20 protein-coding genes are annotated in these 20238 nt (G+C 63.9%); 12 read left to right on the top strand and 8 right to left on the bottom strand.

The genetic code is table 11. The features are described 5' to 3' along the window. Positions 1-298: 298 nt before the first annotated feature. The gene (locus AB3X86_RS26515; protein ID WP_368598296.1) at positions 299-1414 is read right to left on the bottom strand and encodes an AI-2E family transporter; all 1116 of its coding nucleotides are present in this window, start codon (positions 1412-1414) and stop codon (positions 299-301) included. A gap of 271 nt (positions 1415-1685) precedes the next feature. On the opposite strand from AB3X86_RS26515, the gene AB3X86_RS26510 reads away from it, so the two are divergent. The 4 genes from AB3X86_RS26510 (at position 1686) to AB3X86_RS26495 (ending at position 5585) form a co-directional block, all read left to right on the top strand. Further along, positions 1686-2900 carry a DUF2863 family protein gene (locus tag AB3X86_RS26510; RefSeq protein ID WP_368598290.1) on the top strand — a complete coding sequence of 405 codons (1215 nt, stop codon included), beginning with the start codon at positions 1686-1688 and terminating at the stop codon, positions 2898-2900. Positions 2901-3113: 213 nt separating this feature from the next. After that, positions 3114-3995 (top strand): LuxR C-terminal-related transcriptional regulator, encoded by an 882-nt coding sequence (locus AB3X86_RS26505; protein WP_368598289.1) that lies wholly within the window; start codon positions 3114-3116, stop codon positions 3993-3995. A gap of 126 nt (positions 3996-4121) precedes the next feature. Continuing rightward, positions 4122-4796: an energy-coupling factor ABC transporter permease gene (locus tag AB3X86_RS26500; protein WP_176121335.1), complete on the top strand. Its 675-nt coding sequence runs from the start codon at positions 4122-4124 to the stop codon at positions 4794-4796. A gap of 174 nt (positions 4797-4970) precedes the next feature. Further along, complete coding sequence (locus tag AB3X86_RS26495) at positions 4971-5585, top strand: hypothetical protein (RefSeq protein WP_368598288.1); 615 nt, start codon at positions 4971-4973, stop codon at positions 5583-5585. Positions 5586-5698: 113 nt separating this feature from the next. On the opposite strand, the gene AB3X86_RS26490 is transcribed toward AB3X86_RS26495, so the two are convergent. Together AB3X86_RS26490 and yaaA are read right to left on the bottom strand one after the other, a co-directional pair. Further along, on the bottom strand, positions 5699-6865 hold the full coding sequence (locus AB3X86_RS26490; protein ID WP_368598287.1) for a M14-type cytosolic carboxypeptidase: 1167 nt from the start codon (positions 6863-6865) through the stop codon (positions 5699-5701). Positions 6866-6916: 51 nt separating this feature from the next. Beyond that, a complete protein-coding gene (yaaA, locus tag AB3X86_RS26485; RefSeq protein ID WP_368598286.1) occupies positions 6917-7699 on the bottom strand; it encodes a peroxide stress protein YaaA in 783 nt (260 codons plus the stop codon). Positions 7700-7756: 57 nt separating this feature from the next. Here yaaA and AB3X86_RS26480 point away from each other — a divergent pair, with 57 nt between their 5' ends. Both AB3X86_RS26480 and AB3X86_RS26475 read left to right on the top strand, forming a co-directional pair. Then, positions 7757-8272, top strand: coding sequence for a putative toxin-antitoxin system toxin component, PIN family (locus tag AB3X86_RS26480; RefSeq protein WP_368598285.1), 516 nt, complete (start codon positions 7757-7759; stop codon positions 8270-8272). 137 nt (positions 8273-8409) lie between these two features. After that, positions 8410-9582: a pyridoxal phosphate-dependent aminotransferase gene (locus AB3X86_RS26475; RefSeq protein WP_368598284.1), complete on the top strand. Its 1173-nt coding sequence runs from the start codon at positions 8410-8412 to the stop codon at positions 9580-9582. 109 nt (positions 9583-9691) lie between these two features. Here the strand turns inward: AB3X86_RS26475 and AB3X86_RS26470 are convergent, their stop codons facing one another. Beyond that, on the bottom strand, positions 9692-10339 hold the full coding sequence (locus AB3X86_RS26470; protein WP_368598283.1) for a glutathione S-transferase family protein: 648 nt from the start codon (positions 10337-10339) through the stop codon (positions 9692-9694). 127 nt (positions 10340-10466) lie between these two features. On the opposite strand from AB3X86_RS26470, the gene AB3X86_RS26465 reads away from it, so the two are divergent. The 6 genes from AB3X86_RS26465 (at position 10467) to AB3X86_RS26440 (ending at position 16818) form a co-directional block, all read left to right on the top strand. Further along, a complete protein-coding gene (locus AB3X86_RS26465; protein ID WP_368598282.1) occupies positions 10467-12023 on the top strand; it encodes a 3-hydroxyacyl-CoA dehydrogenase in 1557 nt (518 codons plus the stop codon). Beyond that, positions 12020-12808, top strand: coding sequence for an oxepin-CoA hydrolase, alternative type (locus AB3X86_RS26460; protein ID WP_368598281.1), 789 nt, complete (start codon positions 12020-12022; stop codon positions 12806-12808). The genes AB3X86_RS26465 and AB3X86_RS26460 overlap by 4 nt, the downstream gene beginning before the upstream one ends. Positions 12809-12829: 21 nt before the next feature. Next, complete coding sequence (locus tag AB3X86_RS26455; protein WP_368598280.1) at positions 12830-13546, top strand: histidine phosphatase family protein; 717 nt, start codon at positions 12830-12832, stop codon at positions 13544-13546. A 20-nt stretch (positions 13547-13566) separates the two neighbouring features. Further along, complete coding sequence (locus AB3X86_RS26450; RefSeq protein ID WP_368598279.1) at positions 13567-14673, top strand: phosphotransferase; 1107 nt, start codon at positions 13567-13569, stop codon at positions 14671-14673. Positions 14674-14730: 57 nt separating this feature from the next. Further along, positions 14731-15990 (top strand): acyl-CoA dehydrogenase family protein, encoded by a 1260-nt coding sequence (locus AB3X86_RS26445; protein ID WP_368598278.1) that lies wholly within the window; start codon positions 14731-14733, stop codon positions 15988-15990. Between the two features lie 126 nt (positions 15991-16116). Further along, positions 16117-16818 carry a glutathione binding-like protein gene (locus AB3X86_RS26440; protein ID WP_176121323.1) on the top strand — a complete coding sequence of 234 codons (702 nt, stop codon included), beginning with the start codon at positions 16117-16119 and terminating at the stop codon, positions 16816-16818. A gap of 99 nt (positions 16819-16917) precedes the next feature. Here AB3X86_RS26440 and AB3X86_RS26435 read toward each other — a convergent pair whose 3' ends face one another. The 4 genes from AB3X86_RS26435 to AB3X86_RS26420 are packed head-to-tail and all read right to left on the bottom strand — an operon-like array spanning position 16918 to position 20218. Beyond that, complete coding sequence (locus AB3X86_RS26435; RefSeq protein WP_368598277.1) at positions 16918-17394, bottom strand: MaoC family dehydratase; 477 nt, start codon at positions 17392-17394, stop codon at positions 16918-16920. Then, on the bottom strand, positions 17391-17849 hold the full coding sequence (locus tag AB3X86_RS26430; protein ID WP_368598276.1) for a MaoC family dehydratase: 459 nt from the start codon (positions 17847-17849) through the stop codon (positions 17391-17393). The genes AB3X86_RS26435 and AB3X86_RS26430 overlap by 4 nt, the downstream gene beginning before the upstream one ends. 34 nt (positions 17850-17883) lie before the next feature. Continuing rightward, positions 17884-19011 (bottom strand): acyl-CoA dehydrogenase family protein, encoded by a 1128-nt coding sequence (locus AB3X86_RS26425; RefSeq protein ID WP_368598275.1) that lies wholly within the window; start codon positions 19009-19011, stop codon positions 17884-17886. A 10-nt stretch (positions 19012-19021) separates the two neighbouring features. Next, positions 19022-20218, bottom strand: coding sequence for an acyl-CoA dehydrogenase family protein (locus tag AB3X86_RS26420; RefSeq protein WP_368598274.1), 1197 nt, complete (start codon positions 20216-20218; stop codon positions 19022-19024). Positions 20219-20238: the final 20 nt, after the last annotated feature.

The following is a 20238-nucleotide window of genomic DNA, read 5'->3' as shown; positions in this document are numbered from 1 at the left end:
AGCGCCCACACTTATCGGCTGTTAGTTTTTAAAGATCGATCCGCCCAACCCGCAGCACCTGAACCACCACCCGGCACCGCTTCGTTTGCGTCGCTGCGTCTGCAGCAGAGAAACGAGATTATGGAGAACTTTCACCGGATCGTCAACAGGTTTTTATCACTTGCTTAACCTGCCCACGCCGCTGAAGCCCTCGCCAACAAAGGCTTCCCGCCTCTCCGCGCCCCGGCGTCCGGAGCACGAAAGCGCGGAATTCTAGTCGCCGCGGCCAGAACTTGCAAGTGATATCCCGGAGTTTTCCTTAGGGGGCCTTTCCCACTCGGCCCGGATCGTCTATCGCTGGCGTTTTGACTTCTGGCGCCACCGTCTGCGCCCCGGATGCGCCGATCGTCCAATCATGCAGCACGGTATGAGCGACCGCCAACAACGTTGGGCCGATGAAAACACCAAGAAACCCAAACGCAAACGCGCCGCCGAGGATGCCAAGCATGACCAGAATCAGGGGCATGTCACTGTTCTTGCCAATCAGGATCGGCTTGATGACGTTGTCCGCCATGCCGACTACAAGCAGACCCCATACAACCAGAAAAATCGCCCATCCAGTCGACCCAACCTGGTAGAGCCAGATCGCTGCCGGCAACCAGACAACGACCGGACCGCCCGGTATCACCGACAGAAAAAACGTCACGAGCCCGAGCAACGCCGGCGCCGGTACGCCTGCCATCCAGAAACCGAATCCCGCGAGAACCCCCTGCACCAACGCCGTACCAAGAATCCCGTAGACCACACCCTTCACGGTGCTGCCCGCCAGCGCCAGCAGATACTCGGCGCGCTCACCGGCGACTCGACGCATGCCAGCGTTCAGCCATGCAGCCGCCCCCTCGCCCCCGGTATAAAAGAAGAACGCAAGCACGATGCTCAGCGCGAGCAGCCCCAGCCCATGCGTCACCGCCAGCGCCGCCGCCAGAATCCACTTGCCAGCCGGCGCGGCAAGCGTGCGCAACTGCGCAATCAGCTCAGAATTGCTGCTGGTCAAGCGCTCCCAAAAAGCTTCGATGCTCGAACCGATCAGCGGAATCCGCTGCACCCAAGGCGGTAGATCGGGCAACCCCGACTCGAACAGTCTTTGCACCAGCGCGACGATCTCGTGAACATGCGTGCCGAACGCGAAACCCGCATAGACGAACGGCCCGAGGACCACGACTAGAATGATCAGCACGATCAAGGTCGCGGCCAGCTTGCGCCGGCCACCAACCACGCCAGTGAGTCGCCGGTAGAGTCCCCAGGAGCTGTAGCTGAGGATCGCGCCCCACAGCAGCGCGGTCGTAAATGGCGCCAGCACTAGCAGCGACCCACCCACGAGCACAATCAACGCGAATACGGCGGCTAGTCGCTCGATTAATTGGTCCGATTTCACGATGGAACTCCTGTTGCGCCAGACGTGGCGATGAAATGACACACGCCGGTCAGGCGCCCGCTAAACGCCGTAAGTATAGAAGCGAGTCGGGCGTCCGGGGTGTCGTATCCCATCCGGCCAGGGCGTTAAAAGTCGCGTGCGACGTGCCAGCGGCGAACGCATTTTTTGAGATGAAAGAATTCGAATCTGCCCGAAGATTGCCGACCAAGCCATATAGTTGCCTGGAAAAGACTAGAATATAAGGTTCCGTGCCCCCAATTTTTCTGGATTTATGCGCTCGCGAATCGCCAAACGTCTCCCTCCCGACGCCGACAAGCTCGTCGGTCTCTCGCTCGCGCTTTTCGCGTCGGGCAGCCGTACCGAAGATCGCTTCTGGGAAGCGAAGCTCGACGCGCTGCTGGCCAAAGTCGTGCGCAACGCCAACCAGACTACGCTGGACGCCGCGCTCGACCATCTGCAGCAAAACCATCCGGATGCCTACGGTGCGCTGGCCGACATGGCGGAAACGCATAGCGAATCGTTCGTCATCGAACATGAAGGCGTGTCTTACGAAGCGCTGCTGATCGCAGCTCCCGTGCTCGCCTGGACCCGCTACGTGATCCCGTCCGGCCCGCTCAAGTCCGACGCCGCCGACGCCCTGCGCGCACACCTGCAAGCGCACGTGCTCGCCGCGAACACGCGAGTGGCAATGGCTCCGTTCCTGTACAGCATCGACCAGTTGCCGCGCCATCACGTCGAAACCTGGCGCATCGCCCAGCAACTTGCGCAAGCCGCGGTCAGCGGCGGCAACGCGAAGCTCAATTTCGGCGAACTGCCGGAGACCTCGCCGATTCTGGCCGACCCGCGCTTTCTGCTTGCCGTAGTCGCCGCGCCCGTCGGCGAAGCGATGTTTCGGTGGCAGGAAGAAGAGCACGGCACGCGGATCGAGCGCGGCCAATGTCTCGAGCAGTGGGCCACGCAAGGCGGCGCGAACCTGTCGGTCGTGCTGCCGGGCTGTGAATTCGAATGTCTGCTGCCGGATGCTTACTACTCGGCCTGCCGCGACGCCGACGAAAGCGTGCGTCCGCACACTGTGCGGACCGCCGTGCGTTATCTTTTCGACACCATTGGCGCGGCGCCGCAGGATCTGCGCGCGGTGGTCGCCGGCTTCGGTGAACGGCGCATCGACGAGTACCGCGTCGGCTTCACGCGCAAGGGCAGCAACGATGTGATCTACGGTGTCGTGTGGCCGCTGTACGGCCGCGAAAACGGCGAGGCGGGCATCGACGAGGAGCCGGAAGAAGTCACCGGCTCGGACGAGCCGCTAGAGGAAATCGTCGCGCTGCTGAAGGAAACCGGCATCACGGATGTGCGCCGCCACGCGGGCCGCTTCGAGCCGGAATATTGCGACGACTGCGGCGTGCCGCTGTATGCGGACCCGCTCGGCGAAATCGTCCACGCGGAAATGCCCGAGGACGCCGAGCCCGCGCAACCGCATTTCCACTGATCTCGACGTCGACATCCACGCCTTATCCCGAAAAAGCCCCGTAAAGACGGGGCTTTTTTGTTGAATGTCCGCTTTTCTTATGCCTTTTGGACAGCCGTCAAAACGGAGGGAATTTGTCATCATAGGCACGGTGACGCATCGCCGTGACCGAGTCAGCTTCACGAGTCCCACAGATGCGTCGCGCCATTTCGCCCGACACATCTGGAGACATGCATGCGCTTCGCGATTCTCAATTCAAATGCAGAACGACGTGATGGACTCAAAGCCTTGCTGCGGCAGATCGACCGGCTGGCGCGCTTCACCGAGGCCGACGAATGGCGTCTGCTCGAACGTCCTTTCAAGCGTTATCGGCCGGATCTCGTCGTGATCGACTGGGAGGACTGGATGTCGGTTGCACAAGTTCGCGCGCTGCTCAGCCACTTTCCCGACCTGCGCATCAGCGTGCTCACCGACGGGACCTTGCCCGCGCTCGTGCGTGCGCTGATGGACGAGGGTGTGCTCGGCGTCGTTCCACGCGACACCGATCCCTGCCTGATCGTGCGCGCATTGGAAATGGTGCTGCTCGGCGGTCACTACGTGCCACCCGGCGCGCTGGCGATCGATCCGCCGCTGCCGACAGACACCACGATCCGCACGTTCGATGAAGAAAGTCCGCCGCCCCGCCGCAACAAACTCTCGAGCGGGCTGTCGCCGCGGCAAGAGCAGATCATGCGCTGCGTGCACATGGGCAGCACCAACAAGATGATCGCCCGCACGCTCGGCATTAGCGAAGGCACGGTCAAGATCCACCTGACGAGCATATTCCAGCAACTCGGCGCACCCAATCGCGCCGCCGCGGTGGCGCTTTACAACGGCTGGCTCACGAATCATTTGCAAGTGCTGCGCAACAACGGCGAGCACGGCGCGCGGCCGGTCATACGCGGGCAGCCTGGCCCGGTTCCGCTCCGGCGACGCCAACGCGAGCGCTTCCAGTATCCGTTGCCCGGCGGCGACACCAGCAGCGCGCTGCCGATGGCCGCGGAGCCCGCCACTTCGTACGGTGAAACCCCACACGGCAAGCCCGCGCGGAAGTCGGTCAGGCCGGACTCCGCATGACGCGGGTCGCGCCGCGCGTACGGTTAGAACATCCGCATGTCCGCAGCGGCATGCGCGCAGCGTCGAGGGTGGGCTGGCATGGAATCCGCTCACACCTTTTGTCGTCCAACGAGTAATATGAGACTCATGGGTTTCCTCTACACACCGCTTCCGTTCTGGGTCGCTGTCGGTGGCTGGATTGCCACCGCGATGGTGATCGCGCTCGCGCTGTGGAAAAATCCTTTCAAAAGACTTCAGGACGGCACGCTCCAGCATGTCTGGCTCGCAATAATCGTCGCGGTGTCGGTGCTGTGGGCGAGCAACGCCTGGCTCGACGACGGCACCGTGATGCACCTTCTCGGCGCCACGCTCGTCGTCACGCTATTCGACTGGGGACTCGCCCTGATCGCGATGGCGCTGGTCACGGGCCTCGCCGCCGCTGTCTTTGATGCGCCGTGGCAAGGCATTGCGCTGACGTTCCTCGTGTACGGCGCCCTGCCCGTCGCCGTGTCGACCTTGCTCCAGCGCATCTGCACCGCGTGGCTGCCGCGCAACCTTTTCATGTTCATCTTCGGCCAGGGCTTCGTTTCGCCCGCCATCGCCGTGTCCTTCACCGCCGCGGCTGCACTCGGCCTCCATATCGCGGTGTCCGGCGGTTCGATGACCGTGGTGCCGGTCGGCTACGCGCTCAGCGTGCTGCTGCTCGCCACCGGCGAAGCATGGTTCACCGGCATGGCGACCGCGCTGATCGCGGTCTATCGTCCGGCGTGGGTTACCACCTACGACGTGCGGCGCTACCGCCTGGGCGGCCCGCGCACCTGAGAATGCGCGCTTTGGCGTCGCGTGCGGCGGACCTGTGATAATCAGCGCCTCGTCGCTGGAGACTTTCCGGGCACGCCCATCAGGACAAGACAGAATATTTGCAGCAACATTGAACTCAACCCTTGCGCGGGGCATCTTATTTGCCTCATCTCCCATTTGCGTCTAAAGAACTAGATGGATCGCACCAATGTACCGAGCCGATTGCTGCGGGCGATCGGCCGGTTGGCAGCCTGCGCAGCGAGTCTCTCGCTCATCTGCGCGGCTCCCGCATTCGCTGATCAGCTCGAACAGCACAACGACCTCGTCAAAAGATTTATCACCGAAATGCACGCGGATCCGCTCGTCGCGGACTGCGCCGCGCATGGCGACTTCGTCGCGAGCACGTCGACCGCGTTCGACCACGTCGAATTTCCGTCCAGTTCGTTCGACAGCGCGCACTCGTCCGTCACGCCGTGGAACGACTCGTTCGACGAAGGCAAGCAGCGCGTCAAGGTGGACAGCATCGTCACCGTCGAAGGCGTCGGTGTGCGCCAGAACAACTCGGGCGAGCCCGCCGATCTGAAATTCCGCTGCGGCTACGTGGGATCGCAAATGCTCGCGTTCAGCTGGAACGACCCGGTACCGCCGAACCGCGCGCACAGCGAGGGATCGGGCAAGCACAAAAGCGGCAAAGGCAAGCACGCGGTTGGCGGCAAAACGCCGAAGAAGTCGTCGAAGTCAGGCTCGGGCCAATCGTCGCGCACGACGTCGAGCAAATCGGCAAACAAGAGTTCGAAGAAGAAGAGCTAACCGCATCTGGCGCTGATCGAGCCGCGCCACCGTCCGATCAGCCGCCCCAATAAAAAAGAGGCACGCACTTTTTCCGTGCGTGCCTCTTCTTTTGTGTCCAGCCGTCCGCTTATTCAGGCGAACGTCTCCACGTGACGCAAAATCGCCTGCAACATTGCGGCGCCAAGCGACGCGCTGCGCTCACCGTTCCAGCCCACGCGTTCGTCGGGCAGATTCGCGTTGTCCTTGAACGGCATTTCCAACGTCAGCGACAGACAGCCGAATTCATTGCCAATGTACTTCGACGCAAGCTTCAACGCATCCTCGCGATACTTGCTCGCCGCATAGCCATGCTTGTCCTGAAAATCCGGACTCGCATGCTTGAACGCGTCGATGAACGCCTTCTGCTCGCGCCCCTGCCGCTCGGTGAAGCCCGGCAGCATCTCGGAGCCCGCGACGAACACATATGGCAAAGCCTCGTCGCCGTGAATATCGAAGAACAGGTCGCAGCCTGTCGTGTGAATCGCGTCGCGCACCACCAGCACCTCGGGACTGCGCGCGGCGTCCGGCTCCATCCATTCGCGATTCAGGTTCGCGCCGGCCGCGTTGGTGCGCAGATTGCCGCGCACGCTGCCGTCCGGATTCATGTTCGGCACGATGTGAAACACCGCGTGATCGTACAGCTTGCGCGCGACCGGGTCGCCCGCCCAGTCTCCCCAGCCCACGAGGCGCTTCACCAACCCTTCGATAAACCACTCGGCCATCGTCTCGCCCGGATGCTGGCGAGCGATCAGCCAGATGTTCTTTTTGGGCGCGGCGTTGGCGGGATCGTCCGCGGGCGGCGTGCCGAGCGTGAGCAGCGAAATCGGCCGCCCTTCGACCGTCTTGCCGAGCTCGGTCAGCGACGCGTGCGGCATCTGCTGCACGGCGCCGAGAAACTCGGCATGTCGCTCCTCGCTGTACGGTTCGAAGTACGCGTAGTAGATGCTGTCGAAATCGGGCGTATGGTCGATCGTCAGCACGCGGCCGTCGTACGAGGTCGGCACGCGAAACCAGTTCACGCGGTCATAGCTCGCGACTGCCCGATAGTCGCGCCAGCCCTCCGCGAACGCGCACGCGGCGGCGTTCTCGAAGCTCATCACGCAGCGCTCGCCCGCCGCGCCCGACAGGCGGAAATAGAACCACTGCGCGAACTCGGCGTGGCTGTCGGGCCGCACGCGCAGGCGAATATTGCCGGCGTCCTCGCAGGACAGCACATCGATTGCGCCTGCGTCGAAATTGCTCGTAATCGATAAGGTCATCAGAGTCTTCCCTGCCTGATTGCGCGCTGCCTTGTTAGTGCAGCGGCATGCTCATTCCGCAATGCGGCGGCGAAATACGAAAGTGGAGTCGTTCGAAGCTTCGGCGCTGAATGCATAGCCTTCGGTGTCGAAGTCCTTCAGCTGCTCGGGACGATCGAGGCGGTTTTCCACCGCGAAGCGGGCCATCAAGCCCCGCGCGCGTTTTGCATGGAAGCTGATGATCTTGTAGCGGCCGCCCTTCCAGTCTTCGAACACCGGCGTGACCACTGGCGCGTCGAGCAGCTTCGGCTTGACCGATTTGAAGTATTCGCCCGACGCGCAATTGACCAGCACGCGCGAGGTGGCCGCATTCTTCTTCAACTGCGCATTCAACGCGTGCGTGATCCGCTCGCCCCAGAACGCGTAGAGATCCTTGCCGCGCGGATTGACGAAGCGCGTGCCCATTTCGAGCCGGTACGGCTGCAGCAGATCGAGCGGACGCAGCAGGCCATAGAGGCCCGACAGCACGCGCACATGATTTTGCGCATAGTCGAGATCGGCCGACGACAACGACTTCGCATCGAAACCTTCGTACACGTCGCCGTTGAAAGCGAGCACCGCCTGCTTGGCGTTGTGCGTGCCGAATTGCGGCGACCAGTCCGCGTAACGCTGAAAATTGAGGTGCGCGAGCTGATCGGAAATACTCATCAGCGAAGCGATCTGTTGCGGCGACAAACGGCGCAGGCCGCTGATCAGTTCAGCGGCGTCGTCGACGAAATCGGGGATCGTGTGCTTTTTGACGTGCGGCGGGGTGTCGTAGTCGAGCGATTTCGCCGGCGACAGAACGATTATCATAGAGGCTTGCAGGCACGCCGTGCCTGGCGGTCAAAGACGAAAGCCCGATTGTAACGAATGCCCGGTTCCCTCGCCTCAAGCGGCGCGTTGCGCGTCGTACTCGATTCCAATGTGTGGATCGATATTCTCGTATTCGACGACCCGCACACGCGGCCGATCGCCGCCGCGCTCGAAAGTGGCGCGCTTACCGCGCTAATCGACGCGCGTTGCCTCGCCGAGCTCGCCTACGTGCTCGACTATCCACAGTTCGCGCATCGCAACGTCGACAAAGCGGCTGCGCTCGCGGTGGTCGCGCGGCTGGCCCAACTGTTCGAGCCGCCTGGGCCACCCGAGCCGATCGAGTCCACCGATCACGCCCGGCCACTGCCCCAATGCAAGGATCGCGACGACCAGAAGTTTCTCGAGCTCGCGCATGCGGCACGGGCCGACTGGCTCGTGTCGAAAGACCGTGCGGTGTTGAAGCTCGCGAAACGCATCGCGCGCGATTTCGGCTTCAGGATCGCGCAGCCGGCATCGTTCGCCGCGGAAGTCGGCATCGTGCAGAATGCTGGGGGCGAGGCCGTCAGCGCGTGAAGCCGGCCGCCCGTAGGTAACGCCCGCGGCGCGCACAGCGTGTCGCGATTCCCTACAATCAGGCTTCGCCCATCGCAACACAGTTCGAGAATCCGGACAAACCAGGCCCACCTTATCGCCCCGCTGCCCACGACGCCATGAACGCACCGCACGACACGCCCACGAGCCCCACGTTTCCGTCTCGCCTGCCGAACGTCGGCACGACGATTTTCACCGTGATGAGCGCGCTCGCCGCGGAAAAAGGCGCGGTCAACCTGGGTCAGGGCTTTCCCGACTTCGCCTGCGATCCGCGCATCGTCGACGCGGTCGCGAACGCGATGCGCGACGGCCACAACCAATATCCGCCGATGGCCGGCGTGCTGCCGCTGCGTCAGGCGATTTCGGACAAGATCGCGAATCTGTACGGCCGCCGCTACGACGCGAACAGCGAAATCACCGTGACCGCGGGCGCCACGCAGGCGTTGCTGACCGCGATTCTTTGCACGGTCCATGCGGGCGACGAAGTGGTCGTGATCGAACCGACCTACGACAGCTATCTGCCGTCGATCGAACTGGCGGGCGGCAAGCCGGTCTTCGTCACGCTCGACGCACCCGACTACGCAATCCCGTTCGACAAGCTCGCCGCCGCGATCACGCCGAAGACGCGGCTCATCATGATCAACACGCCGCACAATCCGACCGGCACGGTATGGCGCGAACAGGATATGCGCAAGCTCGAGGAGATCGTGCGCGGCACCAACGTGCTGATCCTGTCCGACGAGGTGTACGAGCACATGGTCTACGACGGCGCGCCGCATGAAAGCGTCGCGCGTTACCCGGAACTCGCGCAGCGCAGCTTCGTCGTGTCGAGCTTCGGCAAGACCTACCACGTGACCGGCTGGAAAGTCGGCTATGCGGCCGCGCCCGCCGCGCTGACCGCCGAGTTCCGCAAGGTGCACCAGTTCAACGTGTTCACCGTCAACACGCCGATGCAGATCGGCCTCGCGGATTACATGTTGGACCCGGCGCCGTATGTGGAGCTACCGGCGTTCTATCAGCGCAAGCGCGACTTCTTCCGCGCGGGCCTCGCGAATTCGCGCTTCCGGTTGCTGCCGTGCACGGGCACGTACTTTCAGTGCGTCGACTATTCTGCGATCAGCGACCTGCCTGAAGCCGAATTCGCGCAATGGCTGACCGGCGAGATCGGCGTCGCGGCGATTCCGGTCTCGGCGTTCTATCACGAGGCTCACGAGTCGGGCGTCGTGCGCTTCTGCTTCGCCAAGCAGGAAGGCACGCTCGCTACCGCGCTCGAACGGCTCACGCGGCTCTAGGATGCGTTGCGCGATGCCACGAACGAACCTGCGTTCCTCGCCATCGCGCCTTGCAGCATGGGTGTGTCCTTCGCACCCATGCGCGCTTCACGACATCGCAGTCATCCCCTCAGGACGCACGCGACGCCGCGACACAGGCCTTGCGATCCTCGCTCACACGCCGCGCAGCCGGCCGCGCGTTGATCGTCTTCACGTAGCTCTTCCAGTCGATCCCCGCTTCGAGCAGAAAATCGCGGCCGTAAATGGTCTGCGTCGCCATGCCGACGAGCGGCAGGCTCACGTAGCCGGCGGTATCGGCGACGCTGAATTGCTCGCCGCACAGATACGGCGCGAACTTCGCGATCCGCTTGAAGCCGGCGATGTGATGCGTGAGCAGCTTCTCGACGCGCACTTTCGTCGCGTCGCTGACCGTGCCGCCGAAAAACGCTTCCTTGTACAGATTGCGCACCGTCAACTCGAGATGCACATCGACGAAGAAGATCATTTCGCGCTCCTTGGCGGCTTGCCACGGATCGGCGGAGAAGATCCGCTTGTCGGGAAAACGCGCGGCCAGGTACTCGACGATGCACTGCGACTCGCACAGATCGCCGTGCTCGGTCTGCAGATATGGCACCTTGCCGAGCGGCGAATGCTCGAGCAGCGCTTCGTCCTGGCTCGGCTTCACGAGGTGCTCCTCGAACTCGATGCCATGCTCGAGCAGCACGAACTTGACCTTGTTGTAGTAGTTGGAAAGTGCAAAACCGCACAGCTTGATCATCGGGTGTCTCCTCGTGTCATGGTGTGTGAGACCGCGCGTCGAGGTCGAAGCAGCGGCTTTCCATCGAATCATCCAAGAAACTGCACGATCGTGCTATTCTAAAATAACCATGGAGTCGGGCATCTCAATGAACTCTCGCAATTTCAGCATCGAGACCATCGGCATCGTCGGCACTGGCGCGATGGGCCGCGGAATCGCGCAGATCGCGGCGCTCGCTGGCCTGCGTGTGCGGCTCTACGACACCAACGCGGCCGCCGTCGGCGCCGCGCGCGACTATCTCGCGGAGACATTCGCCAAATTGACGGCCAAAGGCAAGCTCGAGCAGTCGCGCTCGCTCGCCGCGCTCGCCAACGTGAGCGGCGTGCAGGCGGTGAGCGAACTGGTCGGCTGTGACCTGATCGTCGAGGCGATCGTCGAAAAGCTCGAGGTGAAGCAGGCGCTCTTTCGCGAGCTCGAAACCGTGGTCAGCGGCCGCTGCATCCTCGCGTCGAATACGTCGTCGCTGTCGATCACCGCGATTGCCGCGGGCTGCACCGATCCGTCACGCGTGGTCGGCTATCACTTCTTCAATCCGGTGCCGCTCATGAAGGTCGTCGAAGTGATCGACGGCCTGCGCAGCGACCCCGAGGCCGGCGACGCGCTGATGGATCTCGCCCGCCGTATGGGCCACACGCCGGTGCGCGCGAAGGACATGCCCGGGTTCATCGTCAATCACGCGGGCCGCGGCATGAATACCGAGGGCTTGCGCGTGGCGAGCGAAGGTACCGCGAGCTTTGCGGACATCGACCGCATCATGCGCGAGCAGGCCGGCTTTCGCCTCGGCCCATTCGAACTGCTGGACTTGACCGCGCTCGACGTGTCCCATCCGGTGATGGAGTCGATCTATCACCAGTTCTACGAAGAACCGCGTTACACGCCGTCGCCGATTACGGGCACGCGGCTGTCGGGCGGACTGCTCGGCCGCAAGAGCGGCGAAGGTTTTTATCGCTACGTGGACGGCAAACAACAGGTTCCCGCCGAAGCACCCGCGCCGGCCACGCTGCCGCAAAGCGTGTGGGTCAGCCGGCGCTATCGCGACGCGTATGAGGCCGTCGTGCAGCTGGTCGACAAAGCGGGCGTGAAGCTCGACGACGGCGAGACGCCCGCCGCCAGTTCGCTGATCGTCGTCACGCCGTTCGGCCACGACGCGACCACTGCAGCGGTCGACGAAGCGCTCGACGCGAGCCGCGTCGTCGCCGTCGACGCACTCTTCCCGCTCGTCGGCGCGCAACGCCGCACGCTGATGACCACGCCGGCCACGACACGCGCCGCGCGCGACAGCGCGCATGCGCTATTCGCGGCCGACGGCATCCCCGTCACCGTGATCCGCGATTCGACCGGCTTCGTCGCGCAGCGGGTGGTCGCGACGATCGTCAATATCGGCTGCGACATCGCGCAAAAGCAGATCGCGACGCCGGAGGACATCGACCTCGCCGTGATGCTCGGTCTCGGCTATCCGCGCGGACCGCTCGCGCTCGGCGATGCGCTCGGCGCCGCCACCATTCTCACGATCCTGCGCAACATCCACAGCGTGCTCGGCGAACCGCGCTATCGGCCGTCGCCGTGGCTCGCAAGACGCGCGCAACTCGGCCTCTCGCTCACCCAGCGAGACGCCGCCGACATTCAAACGGAGACCCAATCATGAGCGCCGCCCTGCTCGCTTCGCGCCCCGCCAGCAGCGAATCAACGCTGGTCCTCACGCTCTCGAATCCCGGTGCGCGCAATGCGCTGCATCCGGATATGTACGCAGCCGGCATCGAGGCATTCGATACCGTCGAGCGCGATCCGTCGATTCGCGCCGTCGTGATCACCGGCGCCGACGACTTCTTCTGCGCGGGCGGCAACCTGAACCGGCTGCTCGAAAATCGCGCGAAAGATCCGTCCGTGCAGGCCGATAGCATCGACATGCTCGCTCAATGGATCTCGGCGCTGCGCCTGTCGTCGAAGCCGGTCATTGCCGCGGTGGAAGGCGCGGCGGCCGGCGCGGGATTTTCGCTCGCGCTCGCCTGCGATCTGATCGTCGCCGCGGACAACGCCAAGTTCGCGATGTCGTACGCGCGCGTCGGCTTGACGCCCGACGGCGGCGGCTCGTGGTTCCTCGCGCAGTCGCTGCCGCGCCAACTGGCCACCGAGGTACTGATCGAAGCCAAACCGATCGGCGCCGCGCGTCTGCACGAACTCGGCGTCGTCAACCGGCTCACCAAAGCCGGCGCCGCGCTCGCTTGCGCGCTCGCGTGGGCCGACGAGCTCGGCGCGATTTCGCCCAATTCGGTCTCCCGCATCAAAGGGCTGATCGCCGCGGCCGGCACGCAGCCGCTCGCGGATCACCTGGTCGCCGAGCGGGACAACTTCGTCGCGTCGCTGCATCATCGCGACGGTCTCGAAGGCATCAGCGCGTTCCTCGAAAAGCGCGCGCCGATTTACAGATAAGCGACGAGAGAGCCGCCCGACATGCCCGACTATCAACTGCCGAAACGGCGCCGCATCTTCCTGATGCGTCACGGCGACGTCACCTACTTCGACGACTCCGGCCGCGCGATCGATCCCGAAACCGTGCCGCTGAACGCGAACGGCCGCGAGCAGGCGAGCGCGGCGGGCCGCGTGTTCGCCGAGCAGCAGGTGCGCTTCGACCGCGTGATCGTCAGCGGCTTGCCGCGCACGATCGAAACCGCGCGGCGCGTGCTCGTCGAAACGGGTCAGCAGATCGAACCCGAGATCGACCCCGCATTGCAGGAGATTCGCGGCGGGCGGCTCGGCAGCATTCCGCCGAGCGATATCGAGGCGGCGTTTCTCGGCGTGTTCGACGGCATCGTGCCGGAGAGCATGCGCTTTCTCGACGGCGAAACGATCGGCGAGCTGTTCGATCGCGTGCTCCCGGCCGTCGCGGCGCTGCGCGAGGACACGTCGTGGGATACCGTGCTGCTGGTGCTGCACGGCGGCGTCAATCGCGCGATCCTGTCGCACGCGCTGACGGCGGGCGGCCGCACCTTCTTCGGTCATCTGTCGCAGGCGACCGGCTGCATCAATGCGCTCGACGTCGGCGCCGCGCCGCGCGACTGGGTGCTGCGCATGCTCAACTATTCACCGCCGTCGCCGTTGCATCGCGACGTTCGCAACACCACGATGGAAATGCTCTACGCACAATTCATCCGATTCCAGCGTAGCTGACACCGAACTGGAGGAGACACATGGCGCAAGCCACGCAGACCGGCGAACCCGCAGGCAGACAGGACTACTCGGCTTTCGAGGGCACCCGCCCGGTCAACGAGCGGCAACGTTTCGACCACGACGCGCTCGCCGCGTGGCTGGCCGGACATGTCGACGGCTTCGCGGGACCGCTCACGCTCGAGCAATTCGCGGGCGGGCAATCCAATCCCACGTTCAAGCTGATCACGCCAAAGCGCTCGTACGTGATGCGCGCGAAGCCCGGACCCGCCGCGAAGCTGCTGCCGTCCGCGCATGCGATCGAACGCGAATATCGCGTGATGCACGCGCTCGCCGGCACCGACGTGCCGGTCGCGCGGATGCTCGCACTGTGCGAGGACGAAAGCGTGATCGGCCGCGCGTTCTACGTGATGGAGTTCGTCGAAGGCCGCGTGCTATGGGACCAATCGCTGCCCGGCATGACGGCCACCGAGCGCGCCGCAATCTATGACGAAATGAATCGCGTGATCGCGGCGTTGCACAGCGTCGACGTCGCCGCGGTCGGCCTCGCCGACTACGGCAAGCCAGGCAATTACTTCGCGCGCCAGATCGGCCGCTGGAGCAAGCAATATCTGGCATCCGAGACCGAACCGATCGACGCGATGCATCGGCTGATCGACTGGCTGCCGCAGCATATGCCGGCCGAAACGAACGAGCGCGTGTCGGTCGTGCACGGCGACTACCGGCTCGACAACCTGATCTTCGATCGCAACGAGCCGCGCGTGCTCGCGGTGCTCGACTGGGAACTGTCGACGCTCGGCGATCCGCTCGCCGACTTCGCGTATCACTGCATGGCGTGGCATGTCGACCCGGCGCAGTTCCGCGGCATCGCGGGACTCGATTGGGCCGCGCTCGGCATTCCCGATGAAGCGCGGTACGTCGAGCGTTATTGCCAACGCACTGGCCTCGAGATTCGTGGCGACTGGAATTTCTATCTGGCCTACAACATGTTCCGCATCGCCGCGATCCTGCAAGGGATCATGAAGCGCGCCGTCGACGGTACCGCGTCGAGCGCGCAGGCGCTCGACGCCGGCCGGCGCGCGAAGCCGATGGCCGAACTGGCCTGGCATTACGCGCAGAAGGTTCTCTAGGCACGAGGGCTCGCCCTGCTTCCGATTATTCGCAGTCCGTTACCCGCGAGGTCCCAGATGAATTTCCACTACACCCCGAAGGTCCAGGCGTTGCGCGAACAACTGCTCGCCTTTTTCGACGAGCACATTTACCCAAACGAGCAGGCGTTCTATGCGGAGATCGCGCGCAATCGCCAGAACGGCAACGCATGGGTACCCACCGAACTGATCGAACAACTGAAGCAGAAGGCGCGCGATGCCGGCCTGTGGAATCTGTTCCTACCGCAATCGGAGCGCGGCGCCGGCCTGACGAATCTCGAATACGCGCCGCTGTGCGAGATCATGGGCCGCGTGCCCTGGGCGCCCGAAGTGTTCAACTGCAACGCGCCGGACACCGGCAACATGGAGACGATCGAGCGCTACGGCAGCGAAGACAACAAGCGCGAGTGGCTCGAACCGCTGCTGCAAGGGCAGATCCGTTCGGCGTTTCTGATGACGGAGCCGGAGGTCGCGTCGTCGGATGCGACGAATATCCAGACCAGCATCGTGCGCGATGGCGACCACTACGTGATCAACGGCCACAAGTGGTGGTCGTCGGGTGCGGGCGACCCGCGCTGCGCGATCTATATCGTGATGGGCAAGACCGATCCCGACGCGCCGCGCCATCAGCAGCAGTCGATGATCCTCGTGCCCGCCGACGCCACCGGCATCACCGTGCATCGTCCGCTCACGGTGTTCGGTTACGACGACGCGCCGCATGGCCACATGGAGATCACGCTCGACAACGTGCGCGTGGCCGCCGCCAACCTGCTGCTCGGCGAAGGCCGCGGCTTCGAAATCGCGCAAGGCCGTCTCGGCCCGGGGCGCATCCATCACTGCATGCGCCTGATCGGTCTCGCCGAACGCGCGCTCGAACTGATGGCTAAGCGCTCGCTGCAACGTGTCGCGTTCGGCAAGCCGGTTGCGTCGCAAGGCGTCACGCAGGAGCGTCTCGCCGAAGCGCGCTGCATGATCGAGCAGGCGCGTCTGCTCACGCTGAAGACAGCGTACATGATGGACACCGTCGGCAACAAGGGCGCGCGGGGCGAGATCGCGATGATCAAGGTGGTCGCGCCGAACATGGCGTGTCAGGTGATCGACTGGGCGATTCAGGCGCACGGCGGCGGCGGTGTCAGCGACGATTTCCCGCTCGCGTATGCGTATGCGTCGGCGCGCACGCTGCGTTTCGCCGACGGCCCCGATGAAGTGCACCGCAACGCGATCGCCAAGCTCGAACTCGCGCGTCATATGGATGCGGGTGCGGCGGCTCGCGTGGAAATGCCGGTCACGCGGGCTTGAGTGCTTCGGCCCAAAGCGAGTTCGGCCGTTGAGGTCACTGCAAGCAGCATCGCGCGATCTATGCTCTAATTTTCGACAACGGCGGCGCCCTCTTTGCGGCGCCGCTTTGACGAACAAGGAGCCAGGATGATCGATGTCTATAGCTGGGCGACCCCGAATGGCCACAAGGTTCATATCATGCTCGAGGAGACGGGCCTACCCTACAACGTGCATGCCGTGAATATCGGTGCCGGTGACCAGTTCAAGCCCGAATTTCTCGCTATCAGTCCCAACAACAAGATTCCCGCGCTGGTCGATTCCGAAGGTCCGAAAGCCGCCGACGGACGGCCGTTCGCGCTATTCGAATCGGGTGCGATCCTGATTTATCTGGCCGAGAAGACCGGCAAGTTTCTACCGACCGACCCGGCCGGGCGCTACGCGGCACTGCAATGGCTGATGTTCCAGATGGGCGGGCTTGGTCCGATGCTCGGCCAAACGCATCACTTCCGCGTGTATGCACCCGAGCAGATCGAATACGCGGTCAATCGCTACACCAACGAAGCGCGACGCCTGTACGGCGTGATGGACACGCAACTCGGCAAGACGCGTTACCTCGCGGGCAACGACTATACGATCGCGGACATCGCCGCGTTTCCGTGGACCCGTTCGTGGAACAATCAGGGCGTCGATCTCGATTCGTTGCCGAACGTGAAGCGCTGGCATGAAGAGATCGCCGCGCGGCCGGCGGTCGTGCGCGGCGTCGACGTGCTCGCATCCGCGCGCGTGCCGCTGATGGACGACAAGGCGAAAGAGATTCTGTTCGGCGCGACGCAGTACGCGAAACACTAGTTCCGGGCCGTCTCGCGGACGCGACTGGACACAAACAGAAAGCGCGAGCGGCATGCCTGCCGGCTCGCGCTTTTTCAGTTCATCTGCGAAGGGCGAGCGCTAGAAGTAATGCCGGGTGATGAACTCCGCGACGCACACCGGTCGTTCACCGCCCTGACGCTCCAGCGTCACGCTCCACGCGACTTGCACACCGTTGTTGTCTACGTCGGTCACCGACTCGACGGCGAATCTCCCACGCAGCGACGACCCAACGAGCACCGGCGACATGAAACGCACGCGGTTCAAGCCGTAGTTGACGCCCATGCGCTGCTCGATTCTCAGCGTCTTGCCGAGCAAAGCCGGAATCAGCGACAGCGTCAGAAACCCATGCGCGATCGGCCCGCCAAACGGCGATTCGCGTTTGGCCCGCCCGGGATCGATGTGAATCCACTGATGATCGCCGGTCGCCTCGGCGAAACGGTTGACCCTGTCCTGATCGACGCTCAGCCATTCGCTGACGAGCGGCTGCGCGCCGACGAGCGCGCGCAGAGCGTCCGCACTGTCGAAGGCGGCGATCGTCGCCGCGCTCGCCGTCATGCCGCCGCTCCCGGATTGCGCAGGCCGAACATGCCGTTCGAGCGCACCGTGATCACCGTGTCGCCGTGCTGATTGATCCCCTCCCAGCGCGTCGACACGATGCCGCGATCGGGCTTGCTCTGCGACACGCGCTTAGCGACGATGACGTTCATCATCGTGATCGTGTCGCCGACTCGCACCGGCTTTAACCAGCGAATCTCGTCGATGCCGGGCGAACCCATCGACGTCGAATCCGCCAGCACCTTGCGCACGAGCATGCCCATCATCACCGAGCACGTGTGCCAGCCACTCGCTACGAGCCCGCCGAACGGCGATTCGGCCGCGGCGCCTTCGTCGAGATGAAACGGCTGCGGATCGAACTTCTGCGCGAACTCGACGATCTCCTCGCGCGTGAACGTGTGCTTGCCGATTTCGTGGCTCGTGCCCACTTCCATATCTTCGAAACCGATTTTCATCAGTGCACCTCCTTGGTTCGGTGGAACGGCCCGATCAGACTTCGGCGACCGCAAACGCGGGCAGCGTGGCAAACCGCGCGAGATGATGATCGACGTCGCCGAGCGTGGTCTCGATGATCGCGAGGCGTTTGAACAGGTGCGCGGCCGCCACTTCGTTCGTGACACCCATGCCGCCGTGCAACTGCACCGCCTGTTGACCGACGAAACGCGCGGCCTGGCCGACCCGAACCTTGGCCGCGGAGATCGCGCGACGGCGCTCGTTCGTGTCTTCACTCGCGTAGCGCATCGCTGCGAGATACGTGATCGAGCGCGCCTGCTCCGCGTGGATCAGCATCTCGACCATGCGGTGCTGCAGTGCCTGAAAACGCGCGATCGGCTGACCGAACTGCTGGCGCGTTTTCGTATATTCGACGGTGGCGTGATTGAGCGCGTCGAGCGCGCCGATCGCCTCCGCGCACAGCAGCAGCGTGCCGTAGTCGGCGATCTGCTCGAGCGCTGCCGCCCCCGCATGTTCGCCGGAGAGCCGGCGCGCGGGCGTGCCGTTGAATTCGAGAGTTGCGGCGCGTTGACCGTCGATGGTGCGGTACTCGGTAAGCGTGACGCCGGTCGCGTCGCGCGCGACGACGAAGAGTGCGATCTCGCCATCGAGGCGCGCCGGCACGATCCAGTGGTCCGCCTGCGCACCGTGCAGCACGACAGATTTGCTGCCGCTCAGCGTGTGCAGCGCGCCCTGCCCGCTCGCGGTCGTCGCGAGGTCGAACAGATCGTAGCGGGCATGCGGCTCATGAAACGCCACGGCCAGTTTGGCTTCGCCCTGGGCCGCCCGTTCGAGCAGCGCGGCATCTTCGCCGTCGCCGGTTCCGGCGAGCCGCAGTGCTTCGACGCCGACCGCGGTCGCCCAATACGGCTCGACGACGAGCGCACGGCCGAGCTCCTGCATGACCACGAGCATGTCGATCGGGCCGCCGTTGAAGCCGCCCTGCGCTTCCGGCACCGGCAACGCGGTTAGCCCCAACTCGGTGAACGCTGCCCAATGATCGGCCGATATGCCCGCCTCCGAGCGCACGATCGCCTGGCGCGCTTCGAAGCCGTAGCTCTTCTCGAGATAGCGGCGCAGCGCATCGGCAAATTGCTGCTGTTCGTCGTTGAAAGTGAAGTCCATGCGCCGCTCCTCAAAGTCCGAGAATCATCTGCGCGATGATGTTCTTTTGAATTTCGTTCGAGCCGCCGTAAATCGACGTCTTGCGGAAGTTGAAGTAATACGCGGCAAGCGGCGCGGCATCGTCGTCACCGGCAAGACTGTGCTCGCGTTCGCCTTCGAGGAACGGCACGTCGAACGGCGCGGCCAGCGGACCGATCGCTTCGAACATCAGTTCGGTGAGTCCCTGTTGCACTTCCGTGCCCTTGATCTTCAGCATCGACGCTTCCGGGCCCGGGCCGCGACCGCCCGCCTCGTTCGCCACCACGCGTTGCACGGTGACTTCGAGCGCCATCAACTCGATTTCGAGACTCGCGACCTTTGCCGCAAACACCGGATCGTGCAGCAGCGGCTTGCCGTTCTTTTTCTGATTCAGCGCGACACGTTTGAGAAACACCAGTTCACGCTTCGACGCACCGACTCGCGCGATGCCGGTACGCTCGTGCCCGAGCAGATATTTCGCATAGGTCCAGCCGCGATTTTCTTCGCCGACCAGATTGTCGAGCGGCACCTTGACGTCCTCGAAGAACACTTCATTGACTTCGTGATCTTCGTCGAGCGTGATGATGGGCCGCACCGTGATGCCCGGCGTTTTCATGTCGATCAGCAGGAACGAGATGCCCTCCTGCTTTTTGGCGCCGCTGTCGGTCCGCACGAGGCAGAACATCATGTCGGCGTGCTGGCCGAGCGTGGTCCAGGTCTTCTGACCGTTGACCACGTAATGATCACCGACACGCTCGGCTCGGGTGCGCAGCGACGCAAGGTCGGAACCCGACCCGGGCTCCGAATAGCCCTGACACCACCAGTCCGTGCCGTCGAGAATGCGCGGCAGATAGTGGCGTTTCTGCGCCTCGTTGCCGTACTTCATCAGCACCGGCGCAACCATCGACACGCCGAAAGGCAGCACGGTAGGTGCGCCAACACGTGCGCACTCTTCTTCCCAGATATGTCGTTGGGTCGCGTCCCAGCCGGGGCCGCCGTATTCGCGCGGCCACGCGACCGCCGACCAGCCTCGCGTGCCGAGCAGCCTGTGCCAGCTTGCGAAGTCTTCGCGGGAAAGACGTTTGTGATTGAGAACCTTGTCGCTCAGCTCGCGAGGCAGATTCGCTTCGAGCCAGGCGCGGATGTCGGCGCGGAACGCGTCTTCAACGGGGGAATAGTCCAGATTCATGCGTAGTGTCTCCTGGCCGC

This window comes from Paraburkholderia sp. BR14374 (assembly GCF_040948685.1).
GTDB classification, from domain to species: domain Bacteria; phylum Pseudomonadota; class Gammaproteobacteria; order Burkholderiales; family Burkholderiaceae; genus Paraburkholderia; species Paraburkholderia youngii.
The sequence above is the reverse complement of the archived record's forward strand: the minus strand, read 5'-3'. Positions and strand labels throughout refer to the sequence as shown.

Bases quoted from the DNA above. Each gene is read 5' to 3' on its own strand.
- yaaA (WP_368598286.1), bottom strand. From the start codon at position 7,699: ATGATAATCGTTCTGTCGCCGGCGAAATCGCTCGACTACGACACCCCG.
- AB3X86_RS26425 (WP_368598275.1), bottom strand. From the start codon at position 19,011: ATGGACTTCACTTTCAACGACGAACAGCAGCAATTTGCCGATGCGCTG.
- AB3X86_RS26470 (WP_368598283.1), bottom strand. From the start codon at position 10,339: ATGATCAAGCTGTGCGGTTTTGCACTTTCCAACTACTACAACAAGGTC.
- AB3X86_RS26480 (WP_368598285.1), top strand. From the start codon at position 7,757: ATGCCCGGTTCCCTCGCCTCAAGCGGCGCGTTGCGCGTCGTACTCGAT.
- AB3X86_RS26430 (WP_368598276.1), bottom strand. From the start codon at position 17,849: ATGAAAATCGGTTTCGAAGATATGGAAGTGGGCACGAGCCACGAAATC.
- AB3X86_RS26475 (WP_368598284.1), top strand. From the start codon at position 8,410: ATGAACGCACCGCACGACACGCCCACGAGCCCCACGTTTCCGTCTCGC.
- AB3X86_RS26420 (WP_368598274.1), bottom strand. From the start codon at position 20,218: ATGAATCTGGACTATTCCCCCGTTGAAGACGCGTTCCGCGCCGACATC.
- AB3X86_RS26510 (WP_368598290.1), top strand. From the start codon at position 1,686: ATGCGCTCGCGAATCGCCAAACGTCTCCCTCCCGACGCCGACAAGCTC.
- AB3X86_RS26465 (WP_368598282.1), top strand. From the start codon at position 10,467: ATGAACTCTCGCAATTTCAGCATCGAGACCATCGGCATCGTCGGCACT.
- AB3X86_RS26500 (WP_176121335.1), top strand. From the start codon at position 4,122: ATGGGTTTCCTCTACACACCGCTTCCGTTCTGGGTCGCTGTCGGTGGC.
- AB3X86_RS26440 (WP_176121323.1), top strand. From the start codon at position 16,117: ATGATCGATGTCTATAGCTGGGCGACCCCGAATGGCCACAAGGTTCAT.
- AB3X86_RS26450 (WP_368598279.1), top strand. From the start codon at position 13,567: ATGGCGCAAGCCACGCAGACCGGCGAACCCGCAGGCAGACAGGACTAC.
- AB3X86_RS26435 (WP_368598277.1), bottom strand. From the start codon at position 17,394: ATGACGGCGAGCGCGGCGACGATCGCCGCCTTCGACAGTGCGGACGCT.
- AB3X86_RS26455 (WP_368598280.1), top strand. From the start codon at position 12,830: ATGCCCGACTATCAACTGCCGAAACGGCGCCGCATCTTCCTGATGCGT.
- AB3X86_RS26460 (WP_368598281.1), top strand. From the start codon at position 12,020: ATGAGCGCCGCCCTGCTCGCTTCGCGCCCCGCCAGCAGCGAATCAACG.
- AB3X86_RS26505 (WP_368598289.1), top strand. From the start codon at position 3,114: ATGCGCTTCGCGATTCTCAATTCAAATGCAGAACGACGTGATGGACTC.
- AB3X86_RS26490 (WP_368598287.1), bottom strand. From the start codon at position 6,865: ATGACCTTATCGATTACGAGCAATTTCGACGCAGGCGCAATCGATGTG.
- AB3X86_RS26495 (WP_368598288.1), top strand. From the start codon at position 4,971: ATGGATCGCACCAATGTACCGAGCCGATTGCTGCGGGCGATCGGCCGG.
- AB3X86_RS26445 (WP_368598278.1), top strand. From the start codon at position 14,731: ATGAATTTCCACTACACCCCGAAGGTCCAGGCGTTGCGCGAACAACTG.